Annotated in this window: 7 protein-coding genes; all 7 read left to right on the forward strand. The window is 68.7% G+C overall.

Features of this window, described 5'->3' with window-relative positions; all coding sequences use genetic code 11:
- The first annotated feature begins 12 nt into the window (after positions 1 to 12).
- The gene (locus K9U37_RS04595) at positions 13 to 729 is read left to right on the forward strand and encodes a thioesterase II family protein (RefSeq protein ID WP_308197331.1); all 717 of its coding nucleotides are present in this window, start codon (positions 13 to 15) and stop codon (positions 727 to 729) included.
- A gap of 388 nt (positions 730 to 1,117) precedes the next feature.
- Positions 1,118 to 2,851 (forward strand): AMP-binding protein, encoded by a 1,734-nt coding sequence (locus tag K9U37_RS04600; RefSeq protein WP_243070712.1) that lies wholly within the window; start codon positions 1,118 to 1,120, stop codon positions 2,849 to 2,851.
- Positions 2,848 to 7,551 carry a type I polyketide synthase gene (locus K9U37_RS04605; protein ID WP_243070713.1) on the forward strand — a complete coding sequence of 1,568 codons (4,704 nt, stop codon included), beginning with the start codon at positions 2,848 to 2,850 and terminating at the stop codon, positions 7,549 to 7,551. Before K9U37_RS04600 ends, K9U37_RS04605 begins: the two co-directional genes overlap by 4 nt.
- Positions 7,548 to 12,032, forward strand: coding sequence for a beta-ketoacyl synthase N-terminal-like domain-containing protein (locus tag K9U37_RS04610; protein WP_308197332.1), 4,485 nt, complete (start codon positions 7,548 to 7,550; stop codon positions 12,030 to 12,032). Before K9U37_RS04605 ends, K9U37_RS04610 begins: the two co-directional genes overlap by 4 nt.
- Positions 12,033 to 12,039: 7 nt before the next feature.
- A complete protein-coding gene (locus K9U37_RS04615; protein ID WP_243070714.1) occupies positions 12,040 to 13,041 on the forward strand; it encodes an efflux ABC transporter ATPase subunit, DrrA-related in 1,002 nt (333 codons plus the stop codon).
- Entirely contained in the window at positions 13,038 to 13,847 is an 810-nt protein-coding gene (locus K9U37_RS04620) for an ABC transporter permease (RefSeq protein ID WP_243070715.1), read from the forward strand. The genes K9U37_RS04615 and K9U37_RS04620 overlap by 4 nt, the downstream gene beginning before the upstream one ends.
- Positions 13,814 to 14,668, forward strand: a complete 855-nt coding sequence (locus K9U37_RS04625) for an ABC transporter permease (RefSeq protein WP_243070716.1) — start codon at positions 13,814 to 13,816, stop codon at positions 14,666 to 14,668. Before K9U37_RS04620 ends, K9U37_RS04625 begins: the two co-directional genes overlap by 34 nt.
- Positions 14,669 to 14,670 lie beyond the last annotated feature (2 nt).

A 14,670-nucleotide genomic window follows, 5' to 3' on the forward strand; every position in this document is an offset into this window, starting at 1 on the left:
ACCGTGACCACCGTGACCAGCGAGCGGCGGCTCTACATCTTCCCGCACACCGGCGGCTCGGCGGATTTCTACGTGCCATTCGCCCGGGCGTTCACCGGCGGCACCAGATGCGTGGCGGTCCAGTACCCGGGCAAGCGCGCCGGTAAGGACTTGTCGCAGTACACGAGCATCCCGGACCTGGCGGACAAGCTGTGCGCCATGCTCAAGCCGGCCGACACCCCCGCCGCCGGGGTGGCATTCTTCGGCCACAGCATGGGAGCGTTGCTCGCCTTCGAGGTTGCCCTGCGCTTCGAGCAGGCCGGCAACCCGATCGCCGCGCTGTTCGTGTCGGCCAGCGCCGCCCCCGGGCTGTGGCGCCAGCGGGTCGACATGACCGACTCCAACGATCTGCAGCTGCTCGGCATGATCAGTGACGTCACCGGCGCAAATCCGGAGTTCCTCAAGGACGACCAGTTCGCCGCGACCCTGTTGCCGACACTGCGCGGACTCAAGGCGGTGACGACCTACGAATGCCCGCCGGACGCCACCGTCTCATGTCCCATCCACGGGCTGATGGCCGAGAACGACGAGCTGGCCAACGCCGAGTTGATGGCCCCGTGGGCCCAGCGAACCACGGCTACCTGTGGCCTCACCGAGTTCCCGGGAGACCATTTCTACATCAATTCCAACCTGCCCCAGCTGTCCCAGTGGGTCGAGGAGCGCATCGTCCCGAGCTGCGGCGACACGTAGGCGTCGGGACCTGCTGACCTGGGTTCGCTGCCTGTTCACATATTTTTGCCAGTTTGCTAATGAACCTCACAGCTTCGCGCGCCAGCAAACAAGAACCGGGGCACGCAGGTGCGGCTAACCGGCATTTATGCAGGCCCTACTGGTTAATGTGATGGAGGCGGCGCGGCCGCGATGTCCGTTAGCAAGCTCACGTGCGGTCCATCGGGACCCTGATTAGCTCCCCGGGAAGATCGCTGATTCGTCGTTGCGGTAACGCGCCTGATAACTTTGCAAAGCCCCCACGCGCTCGCAGACCTGTCACGCGTGTCCCCTCCAATTCGGACCCTGTGACTCGGGCGGGTGAGCCCGCTTTGAGCAAACAGGGAGACGCGAAGAGGTCACCAAACCCATGCTGAACACCAAAATGACACTCCCCGCCCTGCTGCGCCACCAGGCGACCACCCAGGGCGACGTCCTGGCTTTCTCCTTCATGGACGGCGCGGTGATCGGGACGGGCCACCCCGAGAGTCTGACCTGGAATCAGCTGTACCGCCGGGTGCTGACGCTGGCCGAGGAGCTGCGGCACGTCGCCACCAAGGGTGACCGGGTCGCGATCCTGGCTCCGCAGGGGCTCGACTACGTCGTCGCCTTCTACGCCTCGCTGCAGGCCGGCATGATCGCCGTGCCGCTGTCGGTGCCGATGTTCGGTGTCCACGACCAGCGGGTGGAGTCCGCGCTCGAGGACAGCGCACCGTCGGTTCTGCTGACCACGTCGGCCGCGGTCGCCGACGTCAACAAGTACGCCAACCCGCACGGCGGCCGCCCCGCGCCCACCGTGATCGAGGTCGACGTCATCGACGTCGATGTCACCCGTGCGCTCGACGAGACCGACGATTCGCGGCACGGCCCGGCCTACCTGCAGTACACCTCTGGCTCGACCCGCACGCCGGCCGGCGTGATCGTCTCGCACCAGAACGTGACCAGCAACATCGAGCAGGTCGTCAGCGACTACTTCGTCGAGTACGGCGGCACGGTGCCCGACGAGGCCGCGGTGGTGTCGTGGCTTCCGTTCTTCCACGACATGGGCCTGATCATGGGTGTCTGCTCGCCCCTGGTGACCGGGTGCGACGCGGTGTTGACCAGCCCGCTGGCGTTCCTGGCCAAGCCGGCGAGCTGGATGCAGCTGATGGCCCAGAACACGATGTGCTTCTCGGGCGCACCCAACTTCGCCTTCGAGCTCGCGATGCGCCGGACCACCGACGCCGACCTGGAAGGCCTGGATCTCAGCCAGGTGCACGCGATCCTCAGCGGCGCCGAGCGCGTGCACTACAGCACCGTCAAGCGGTTCGTCGACCGCTTCGCCAAGTTCGGGCTCACCGAGAAGGTCATCCGGCCTTCCTACGGCCTGGCGGAGGCGACGCTCTACGTCGCCTCGCCGCCGGTCTCGGAGACCGTCGGCACCGCCCGCTTCGACCTGCAGCAGCTCGCCGCCGGCGTCGCGCAGCGCTGCGATGCCGGGCGGGAGAGCGGAACCCAGCTGGTCGGCTACGGCCCGCCGCAGGCGTATCCGGTCCGCATCGTGGATCCGGAGACCGGCATCGAGGTGCCCGAGGGAGCCATCGGCGAGATCTGGACCCGTGGTGACAACGTGGCACTCGGCTACTGGCGCAAGTCCGAGCAGACCGCCCGGGTGTTCCGGGCCCGGATCAACAACCCGTCCGAAGGCACCCCGGCCGGGCCGTGGCTGCGTACCGGCGACCTCGGCGCGATCAGCGACGGCGAGATGTTCATCATGGGTCGGCTCAAGGACCTGCTGATCGTCGACGGCCGCAACCACTACCCCGAGGACATCGAGGCCACCATCCGCGAGGTCACCGGCGGCCGGGTCGCCGCCATCGCGGTCGAGGACGAGGCGTCCGAGAACCTGGTGGCGATCGTCGAGGTCAAGCCGGCGCCGCAGCTGGAGTCGGTGAAGCACGAGGTCGCCGACGCGGTGTGGAAGTCCCACAACCTGCGCATGGGTGACCTGGTGCTGGTCCCGCCCGGCTCCATCCCGATCACCACCAGCGGCAAGATCCGTCGCTCGTCCTGTGTCGAGATCTACCGCGAGGGTGAGTTCCACCGACTGGACATCGCGGTATGACGTCCTTCGGGGACGACGAAGCCGAACTCCGCCACTGGTTGGTCGACTACCTGGTCACCACGATCGGTTGCAACCCCGACGAGGTAGACCTCGACATTCCGTTCAATGAACTCGGCGTCGGATCGCGCGACGGCGTCGTGCTGTCCGGCGAGTTGGCCGAGCTCATGCGGCGGCCGGTGTCGCCGATCGACATCTGGCAGAACCCGACGGTGAACGGCCTGGCCCACGCGCTGACCCATCCCGACGTCGAGGCGGCCCGCGCCGCCGAAGGCAATCCTGCAACCCTCACCGAGCCGATCGCCATCATCGGGCTCGGCTGCCGGCTGCCCGGCGACGTCAACGGACCCGACGCACTGTGGGACCTGCTGGCGGCGCGCCGCTCGGCGGTGACGACGGTGCCCGACGACCGGTGGGAGCCGTTCGACGATGGGTCCGCGCAGACGGCGCAGGCGCTGGCGGGCACCACCAAGTGGGGTTCGTTCCTGGATGACGTCGCGGGTTTCGACGCCGACTTCTTCGGGATCACGCCGCGCGAGGCCGATTACATCGACCCTCAGCAGCGGCTGGTACTCGAGGTGACCGTCGAAGCGCTCGAGCACGCCGGCATCCCGGCCGAGTCGCTGCAGCGCTCCCGGACCGGCGTGTTCGTCGGCGCCTGCGTGAGCGAGTACGGGTACCTGGCCTCGCGCGACCTCAGCCGGATCGAGGCCTGGACCGGAACCGGCGGATCGCTGAGCATCATCGCCAACCGGCTGTCCTACTTTCTCGACCTGCGTGGGCCCTCGCTGACCATCGACACCGCCTGCTCGTCGTCGCTGGTGGCGGTGCACCTGGCCTGCCAGAGCCTGCGCACCGGTCAATCCGAGCTGGCCATCGCCGGCGGGGTCAATCTGCTGCTCTCACCCGTCGTGACGCGCAGCTTCGACCAGGCTGCGGCGATGTCGCCCACCGGCGCCTGCCACGCCTTCGACGCGGCGGCCGACGGATTCGTCCGTGGCGAGGGCTGTGGGGTGGCCGTGCTCAAGCGCCTCTCCGATGCGCTGCGTGACGGCGATCGGGTGCTCGCGGTCGTGCGTGGCTCCGCGGTCAACCAGGACGGCCGGTCCAACGGCCTCATGGCACCCAGTCCGGCCGCTCAGGCCGCCGTGTTGCGGGCCGCCTGCGCCGACGCCGGTGTCGAGCCCACCCAGGTGGACTACGTCGAGGCGCACGGCACCGGAACCCTGCTGGGTGACCCCATCGAGGCCCGTGCGCTTGGCGCCGTCTACGGACGGGGACGCCAGCCGGAGCCGCTGCTGGTCGGCGCCGCCAAGACGAACCTCGGCCACCTCGAGGCGGCCGCGGGTATCGCCGGTCTGATCAAGACCACGTTGGCGGTGCAGCGCGGCGAGATCCCGCCCAATCAGCGCTTCGACAACCCCAATCCGCACATCCCGTTCGACGACCTCTGCCTGAAAGTGGTCGACGAGCAGACCGAATGGCCGGTGACGGGAGCGCCTCGACTGGCGGGTGTGTCGGCATTCGGCTTCGGCGGCACGAACGCGCACGTGGTGCTGGAGCAGGCGCCGCAGGTCCCGGCAGCCCCGGCCGAGGCCGAGCCGGCGGTGACCACCCTGGTGGTCAGCGGCAAGAGTCCCGAGCGTCTGGCGGCGACGGCCGCGATGCTGGCCGACTGGATGACCGGCGCCGGGGCACAGGTGCCGCTGGCCGACGTGGCGCACACCCTCAACCACCACCGCTCCCACCAGCCGACGTTCGCGACGGTCTGCGCCGCCAACCGCGACGAGGCCGTCGCCGGACTGCAGGCGCTGGCGGCCGGCCAGACCGGCCCCGGCGTGGTGGGCCCGCACCAGGGCGCGTGCGGTCCTGGCGTCGTGTTCGTCTACTCCGGTCAGGGTTCCCAGTGGGCCGGGATGGGGCGGCAGTTGCTTGCCGACGAGCCGGCATTCGCCGAGGCCGTCGCGACACTCGAGCCGGATTTCGTCGCCGAGGTCGGGTTCTCTCTGCACGACGTGCTTGCCGAGGGACGAGAGCCGACCGGCATCGAGCAGATCCAGCCCGTGTTGGTCGGCATCCAGTTGGCGCTGACCGCATTGTGGCGTTCCTACCGGGTGGAACCCGATGCGGTGATCGGACATTCGATGGGCGAGGTGAGCGCGGCCGTCGCGGCCGGGGCGCTGACCCCGGCCGAGGGTTTCCGCGTGATCGCCACCCGCTCGCAGCTGATGTCCCGCCGTGCCGCCACCGGCGCGATAGCCCTGCTGGAACTCGACGCGACCGCCACCGAGGCGTTGCTCGTCGACGTCCCGGACGTGACGGTGGCCGTGTACGCCTCACCGCGCCAGACCGTCGTGGCCGGGCCGACCGAGGCCGTCGACGCCGTCGTCGCCCGGGCGACCGCGCAGAACACATTCGCCCGCAGGGTGAACGTGGACGTGGCATCCCACCACGCGATGATGGACCCGATCCTGCCCGAGCTGAAGGACGCGCTGGCTGATCTGATCCCCGGCTTCCCGGTCATCCCAGTCATCTCCACCGTCGAAAATGCCGGGGACGCACCGCAGTTCGACGCCGACCACTGGGTGGCCAACCTGCGCAACCCGGTCCGGTTCAGCGACGCGATCGCCACCGCCGGTGCCACCAACTCCACGTTCATCGAGATCAGCCCGCACCCATTGCTCATCAAGGCCATCTCGGACACCCTCGATGACCCCGACACCGGCAACAAGCATCACCACAGCCTCGGCACCCTGCTGCGCGACACCAACGACACCGTGGCATTCCACACCTCGCTGAACGCAACATTCACCGCGAGGCCGCCGGTGGGCGAACATCCGCCGGAGCCGCACCCTGCTCTGCCGACCACGCCGTGGCGCCACACCAGGCATTGGCTCGACTTCACACCTGCATTGTCGGGCAACCGATTCGGCCCGCGCCGCGGCAAGCCGCTGGCCGCCGAGGACTGTCCGGTGCCGGTGGATTGGCTTTACGAACCCAGCTGGCCGAACCGTCCGCTGCCCACCGAGCCCGCCGCGAGCACCGGCTCGTGGCTGGTAGTCGGCGACGACGAACTGGCCGCCGAGCTGGGCAGCGGCCCGATCACCGATGTGGCGAACGTGCTCTACGCGCCGCGCGCCACCGACTCGTCGATCGATATCGCCGCCGCCTACAAGCTGTTCAACGACGCGCGGCGCCTCGTCACCGAGCTGATCGCGCGGCCGTCACAACCCAAACTGTTCTTCCTGACCCGCAACGCCCAGCCCGTGGCCGACGGTGACCGGGCCAACCCGGTCCAGGCCGTGCTGTGGGGCCTGGGCCGCACGCTGGCCCTCGAGCATCCCGAGATCTGGGGCGGGGTCATCGATGTCGACGAGTCGATGCCGGCAGTGCTGGCGGCCCGTCTCGTGCGGGACGAGGCGACCGCAGGCGACGGGGAGGACCAGGTCGTCTACCGGTCCGGTACCCGGCATGTGCCCCGACTGAAGGCCACCTCCCCAACGGCGTCCGATGCCGCGCCGGCCAAGGACAGCAGCCACCTCGTCATCGGAGCCACCGGCCACATCGGTCCCGCTCTGATCCGCCAACTCGCCGAGATGGGCGCCGGAACGATCGTCGCGGTGTCGCGAAACCCCGGCGATCGACTCGAAGAGCTTGGGCGGCAACTGGATTCGACGGGCACCACGCTGGTCCAGGTCGCCGCCGACGTCACCGACCAGACCGCGATGGCGGCGCTGTTCGACCGGTTCGGCTCCGATCTGCCGCCGCTGGAAGGTATTTACCTCGCGGCGTTCGCCGGTGGCCCGGTGACCCTGCGCGACATGACCGACGACGACGTCAGCACGATGTTCCGTCCGAAGCTGGACGCGCTCGGCGTGCTGCACGCGCTGTCGCTGAGGACGAATGTCCGCCACTTCGTGATGTTCTCGTCGATCTCCGGTCTGCTCGGCTCGCGCTGGCTGGCGCACTACACGGCGACCAGCAACTTCCTCGACACATTCGCCTATGCCCGACGCAACCTGGGTCTGCCGGCCACGGTCGTGAACTGGGGTCTGTGGAAGTCGTTGGCGGAGCAGCAGTCCGACGCCGGTGAGGTGATGTCCAACGCCGGCCTCAAGCCGATGCGCGACGAGGTCGCCATTCGTGCGCTGCCGCTGGCGATGGGTTCTGATGCGCCCGTGCAGACTACGGTCGTCGACGCGGACTGGCCGCTGCTGGCAGCGGCCTATCGGACCCGCGGTGCGCTGCGCATCGTCGACGACGTGCTGGCCCGTCAGGAAGCCGTCAACGGCGACGCTCCCGAGAGCGAGTTCCGCAAGGAACTGCGTCAGTGCCCGCCGGAACGTCGCCGCCAGGTCCTAGCCGACCACATCGTCGCGATGGCGTCCGCCATCATCGGACTGTCGCCCGAGCAGGCAGTCGACCCGGAAGCGGGCTTCTTCCAACTCGGCATGGACTCGTTGATGAGCGTCACACTCCAGCGCCGCCTCAGCGCGAGCCTGGGCATCGCGCTGCCGGCAGCGCTCATCTACGAATACCCGACCATCTCGTCGCTGACCGACGCCCTGTGCGAGCGGATGGGTTACGCGACTGCGGAGCAATCCCCGGCTGCGGTTCGCCCCGGACTGGGTGCCCGAGCGCAGCAACGCGCCCGTGCCCGCCAGGGGGCCGCGGCCAACAGACGGAAAGGACGTGTGGTGTGAGCACCCACGACGGTTACGATGACGGATCGAATGAATTGCCGCCCAATGCCATTGCGGTCATCGGGATGGCCGGGAAGTTCCCCGGCGCGGACTCCGTCACGGAGTTCTGGGACAACCTGAGCCGCGGCGTGGAGTCGGTCACCACCCTGTCCGAAGAGGTGCTGACCGCCGCCGGAGTCAGCGCCAAGACGCTGGACGACCCCGCCTACGTTCGGCGTGCGGCCATGCTCAACGGGATCGAGGAGTTCGACGCGGACTACTTCGGGATGACCCCGTACACCGCCCGGATGATGGACCCGCAGCAGCGGCTGTTCCTGCAGACCGCCTGGCATGCCCTCGAAGATTCCGGGTACGACCCCGCCACCTACGACGGTGCGATCGGCGTCTTCGCCAGCAGCACCGCCAGCGGCTATCTGATGGACAACCTGATGTCGCACCGCGACACCAAGAAACTGGTCGGCGAGGGCATCACCGTCGAGATGTTCAACCTCGTCCTGCTCAACGACAAGGACTACCTGGCAACCCGGGTGTCGCACGAGCTGAACCTGCGCGGGCCGAGTCTCACGGTGCAGGCCGCCTGCTCGTCGTCGCTGGTCGCCGTGCACCTCGCCTGCCAGAGCCTGCTGTCCGGCGAATGCGACATGGCGCTGACCGGTGCTTCGGCGATTCGGGTGCCGCACGGCGTGGGCTACACCTACGAGCCCGGCGCGATGGTCTCGCCGTCGGGCCACTGCCGACCGTTCGACGTCCGGTCCGACGGCACCATCTTCGGCAGCGGCGTGGCGGCGCTGATCCTCAAGCCGCTGCAGGCGGCGCTGGACGACGGCGACCGCATCCACGCCGTCATCCGTGGTTCGGCGATCAACAATGACGGCTCGATGAAGATGACCTACGCGGCGCCGGCGGTCGCCGGCCAGGCCGAGGTCATCGCCGAAGCCCATGCCGTCGCCGAGGTCGACGCCTCGACCATCGGCTTCGTCGAGACGCACGGAACCGGGACCCCGCTCGGCGACCCCATCGAAATCGAGGCCCTCCGACAGGCTTTCGAGCTCTCGGAGCTCGAACGGCCGGGCCCGTGCGTACTGGGATCGGTGAAGTCCAACATCGGCCACCTTGACGCCGCCTCCGGTGTCTCCGGGTTGGTCAAGACCATCCTGTGCCTGAAGAACAAGGCGATCCCGCCGACGGTCCACTTCACCGCGCCCAATCCCGAACTGCACCTGGAGAACACGCCGTTCGTGGTCTCGAACACCTACCTGCCGTGGGAGTCCGAAGCGCCGCTGCGAGCCGGGGTGAGCTCCTTCGGTGTGGGCGGCACCAACGTCCACGTCGTCGTCGAGGAGGCGCCGGACGCCTCTAACGCGCCAGCGGCCCCGAGTGGTCCGCAGGTGTTGCTGCTGTCGGCCCGCACGGCGGAGTCCTTGCAGGACGCGAAGGCGGCGCTGGCCGGCGAACTCGCCCGCGACGAGCGGCTTTCGCTGCCCGACGTGGCGTTCACCCTCGCCACCCGGCGGACGCACGAGGTCCGGTTGGCAGCCGTCGTCGCCGACCGTGCCGACGCGTGTGCGGTGCTGACCGCGGCCGAGCACGAGAATGTGTCGGTCGCGCAATGCCCGCCGGGCGCAGCGCCGGGCGCGCAGCGGACGGCGTTCCTGTTCCCCGGCCAGGGTGCCCAGCACGTCGGCATGGCCCGCGGTCTCTACGACACCGAGCCGGTGTTCCGGGAGACCTTCGATCGCTGCGCCGCAGGATTCGGTGAAGAATTTGGCATCGACCTCAAAGCCGAGGTGTTGGAGGGGACCGGCGGGCAGGAGCGAAGCGACTCGGGAAAGGGCAGCGGCCTGGAGCCCACCGACCTGGCCCAGCCGGCGCTGTTCGCGGTGGAATACGCCCTGGCGCAACTGGTGATGTCCTACGGGGTCACCCCGACGGCGCTGGCCGGCCACAGCATCGGCGAACTCGTGGCCGCCGCCGTGGCCGGGGTGTTCGACCTGGATTCGGCGATCAAGGCCGTCGCGATGCGGGCCCGCCTGATGCACTCCGCACCCGCCGGTGCCATGGTGGCCGTGGCGTCGAGTCCGGACGACATCGCCGCGCACATGGCCGCCGATGTCGACCTGGCCGCCGTCAACGAGTTCGGTAGCTGCGTGGTGGCAGGCCCGGAGCAGGCGATCAAGGAGTTCGCGAATCGCCTTGCCGCCGTGGGCATCGTGGCCCGTCGCGTGCGCACCTCGCACGCCTTCCATTCGCAGTCGATGGACTCGGTGCTTCAGCCGTTCGCCGAGTTCCTGTCCACTCTGACCCTGCACGCGCCGCGAATCCCCATGCTGTCCAACGTGACCGGCACCTGGATGACCAACGAGGAGGCGACCGATCCCAAGCGCTGGGCCCAGCACATCCGTTCCACCGTGCGGTTCGCCGACGAGGTTCAGACATTGCTCGGCGACACCCACCGTGTCCTTGTCGAGGTCGGACCCGGCGGCAGCCTGACCGGATCGGCCGTGCGGATGCCCGACTGGGCGGACACCCACCGCGCGGTCCGCCTGATGCGCCACCCCGTTCAGACCCGCGACGACCGGGACGCCTTCCTGCTCGCCCTGGGCCGGTTGTGGTCGGCCGGAGTCGACGTCGACTGGTCGCGCCTGTACGGTGAGCACCCGCAGCGCGTCACCCTCCCCGGTTATGCCTTTGCGCGGCAGCGCTATTGGATCGACCCGGACACCACTGCCGTGCGCAGGCCCGGTGGCCCGGCCTCGGATGCGGCCGCTCAGACCGCCGCGGCCAACAGCCAGGCGGTCGCACCTACCGACGCCCGCGCGCAGATGCGGGCCACCCTACAGAGGATCTGGTCGCAGTGCCTCGGTGTCGAATCGGTGGCGGTCGGTGACAACTTCTTTGAACTCGGCGGCGACTCGCTGGTGGCGATCGGCGTTGCGATGACCGCCTCCCACGAAGGTGTGGAGCTCACTCCGCAGGACCTCTACGACAACAACACCCTGGCCGCGCTGGCCGACACGCTCGTGACACGGCACTCCTCCGGCGGGTTGGCCAGTCAGGACACCGACGAGCTGAATCCCCCGGTACCGCCGAACATTCTGCGTTTCCTCGACGGCGGACTGGCCGATCCCGGACGCTGGCGGGCACCGCTGGTGCTCCGCCTCGATTCTCGCGTGAGTGCCGGTGCCGTCCGCGCCGTCATGACCGCGGTGGTCAACCACCACGACGCGTTGCGGATGCGCGTGGTCAACCGGGCCGGGGTGTGGGAACAGCACATCGACGCACCCGGCGACTTCACCGACCTGACCGAGCGGGCGCTGCCCGCCGACGCCGCGGCGGGCAGCGCCCAGGAGCGGGAATCGCTGCAGGCCATCGTCTCCGAGACGATAGCGGCGCAGGAGCTGAGGAGCGGGCCGTTGACGGCAACCTTCGTCGTCGACGCTGCCGGAGCCCCGCGGTTCCTGGTCCTCACCGCGCACGGCACGGTCGACGATCTGACCTCGCGGGAGGTGCTGATGACCGACCTGCTGACCGCGTTCGGACAACAGCTCGCCGGCAACGACATCGCGCTGGAACCGGCCACCACGAGCTGGCGGGCGTGGTCGCAACGGTGCGCGGCGCTCGCCGCGCACCCGGCGGTGCTCGCCCGGCGAAGCTACTGGATCGACACCGAGGCCGCGGCGACGGTGCGGCTGGCGAATGCCGGTGTCACCGGTGCGCCGGGTGCCGGGGATCTGACCAGACTGGCGTTCGCCCTCACCCCCGAGCAGACCTCGCAGATCGACAACGCCCGCCGGGTATTGCAGGCCTCGACCGAGGAGATCCTGTTGGCCGCGCTGGCCCGCAGCATTGCGGCCACCGTCGGTGAAGGCGTTGCGACCGTCGACCTCGCCGGTGCGGGCCGAGCGGTGCTGCGCCCGGAGGTCGACTTCCGCAGAACGATCGGCTGGTTCTCCACGATCTATCCGATCGCCCTGCCGTGCATGGGCGTACCGGGTGCGAGCGCGGCCCAACTGCTCGCCGAGGTCAGCCAGACCGTGAATGCGGTGCCTCACCACGGCATCGGCTACGGGCTGCTGCGTTATCTGCACGCCCCGACCGCACGGCTGCTGGGAGCCGCCGGCACCGCGGACGTCTACCTGTCCTATCTCGGGATGATCCCTGAATGGCGGGACAGCTACGGGCCGGTGCAGTTCGACAGCGATAGCGAACGCACCGTGCGAGAGACCCTGCCGGGTCTCGGGCATCCGCTGGAACTGCGGTCCTACCGGCACGGCGGCGTGCTCCACGCGGACTGGTGGTACGACCGTCGGCGGGTGCCCAGCGGCACCGCCGAGGCGCTCGCAGAACAGTTCCCGGCCGCACTGATGCAGCTACTCGGTGACGCGCTGATGGGTGACGATGGCAGTGACGACAACGAGGCCGAAGACGAGGCGCTGGCGCTGGTCGACCTGTCGGCGGCCGTTTTCGACGACGATGAGTAGGTAGGCGATGTCGGAGTCCGACAACGGTGTGGATGTCGACCGCATCGGCAAGTCGTTCGGATCGGTCGACGCGTTGCGGGACATCTCCTTCGAGGTCGGCCGCGGCGAGGTCGTCGCACTACTCGGGCCCAACGGCGCGGGTAAGACGACCACCGTGGAGATCCTGTCGACACTGACAAAGCCCGACCGGGGCAGTGCCCACGTGGCCGGTCATGACGTGGTCGCCGACCCGGCCGGGGTACGTCGCTCGATCATGCTGACCGGTCAGCACGTCGCGCTCGACGAGATGCTCACCGGCTACGAGAACCTGGTGATGTTCGGCCGGTTGCAGGGCCTGAAGAAGTCCGCCGCCCAGGCGCGGGCCCGTGAACTCCTCAAGGAGTTCGACCTGGAACATGCCGCCGAGCGACGGGTCGGTACCTACTCGGGGGGCATGCGCAGACGCGTCGACATCGCCTGCGGACTGGTGGTCCGCCCCGCGGTCGTGTTCCTCGACGAGCCGACCACAGGACTGGATCCGCGCAGCCGCCAAGCGATCTGGGAACTCGTCACCACGTTCAAGGACGCCGGCATCGCGACCCTGCTGACCACCCAGTACCTGGAGGAGGCCGACGCCCTCAGCGACCGGATCATCGTCATCGATCACGGCACCATCGTCGCGCAGGGAACCGCCGACGAGCTCAAGGAGCGCACCGGTGGGACCGTCTGCGAGATCGTGCCGCGCGACCCGGCTGACGTCGTCGCCATCGCAGAGGCGCTGGGTTCGCTCCTGCCCGCGAGCAGTCGCGTCGCACTCAGCGCGGAGTCGGACCGCGTAAGCCTGCCTGCCCCCGAGGGCCCGAGCACACTGAGCACCGCCCTGTCTCGGCTCAATGCGGTTCACATCGAACTTGCCGACATCGCGCTGCGCCGCCCGTCGCTCGACGACGTATTCCTCTCCCTGACCGGGGATTCGGCCACCAACCCGGACGCTGACGCTGACCGCATGGTCGGCGAGGTGATGTCGTGACCGCGTTGACCACGACGCGTCCGACCCCATCCGCATTTCAGCAGTGGTGGGTCCTGACTGCGCGGCTGATCGTTCCCACCCTGCGCAACGGCGAGGTTGCGGTGGGTGTGGCCGTTTCGGCGGCCGCGACTGCCAGCCTCTACATCCCGCTGAACCGGCTGATGGCTGGCCCCGACCTGAAGATGAGCAGCTACGCGCAGTACCTGGTGCCGCTGATTGTCTTGCAGGCCATCGCATTCGCGTCGATCTCCACCGCGTTCCGGGCAGCGACCGATTCGGTGCAGGGGATCAACCGCCGGTTCCAGTCCTTACCGATCCCGCCGCTGACGCCGTTGGCGGCCCGGATCACAGCGAGCGTCTACCGCTGCGCAATCGGGCTGGCGGTCGCATTGGCATGTGGTTATGTCATCGGTTTCCGGTTCCACCGGGGACTGTGGCATGCCGCAGCGTTCTGTCTGCTGGCGTTCTTGGTCGGCCTGGCTCTCGCGCTCCTCGGCGACACGCTGGGCACGAACTCGCGAGATCCGGCCGCGACCGCACAGTGGTTGTTGTTGCCGCAGCTCATCTTCGGCTTCCTGTCGGTGGGAGTCCAACCGCTGCACCGGTTTCCGCACTGGATTCAGCCGATCGTCGACAACCAGCCGATCTCCCGGTTCGTCTACGCTCTGCAGGCGCTCGCCGGTGACTCCGGTGATGGGGTACCTCCGGTCACCTGGGCGGTGATCGCGCGGGCGCTGGCATGGGTGGCCGGCATCATGGCGGTGACACTGCCATGGGCAGTCGTGGTCTACCGGCGGAGAAGCTGATGGCGGTACTCACCGGCGCGGCCGTTGTCGCCGAGCGGCATTCGGAGAAGTCGCTGCGCGCACTGCTGTCGCAGACCGTGGTGCTCATCCGGCGACTGCTCGTCCGGTCGGCGCGAACCCCCATGACGCTCGTCCACGCCGTGATCCTGCCGGTCGCGTTCCTGCTGACGCTCAAAGTGGTTTTCGGCGACTCGGTCACCGCGGTCACGGGCGAGAACGCGTTGTACCGCAGCGTCCCGTTGGTGGCGCTGGTCGCCACGATGGCGGGGTCGACCACGGGCATGGTCGGCATCAACGCCGAGAGCCTCGATGGGTTCCTCGCGCGACTGTGGTCGCTGCCCATTCATCGTGCCGCCGGCCTGCTTGCACGGCTTGGTGCCGAGATAGTACGTCTGCTGGTCACCACCCTGGTCATCGCGGGTACCGGGATGATTCTCGGGTTCCGCTTCCACCAGGGACCGGCGGCGGCACTGCTGTGGCTGGTAATTCCGGTGATCTTCGGTGTGGCGTTCGCCGCGGTGGTCACCACCGCCGCACTGTATTGGTCCAAAGCCATCATGGTGGAGGCGGTTCAGCCGGTCATCATCCTCGGATCGACGTTCTGCACCGGGTTCGTTCCGGTCGACAAGTATCCGGACTGGATCCAACCGATAGTCCGGAACCAGCCGATGTCGCTGGCTGTCGACGCGATGCGGGGACTGTCGGTGGGCGGCCCGGTTCTGGCCCCGATGATCGCGACGCTGGTGTGGTGCGGCGCGATCTTCGTGATCTGCCTGTGGCCCATCATGGTGGGCTATCGACGGGCGAGCACCAGCCGCTGACG

This window comes from Candidatus Mycolicibacterium alkanivorans (assembly GCF_022760805.1).
Classification (GTDB): domain Bacteria; phylum Actinomycetota; class Actinomycetes; order Mycobacteriales; family Mycobacteriaceae; genus Mycobacterium; species Mycobacterium alkanivorans.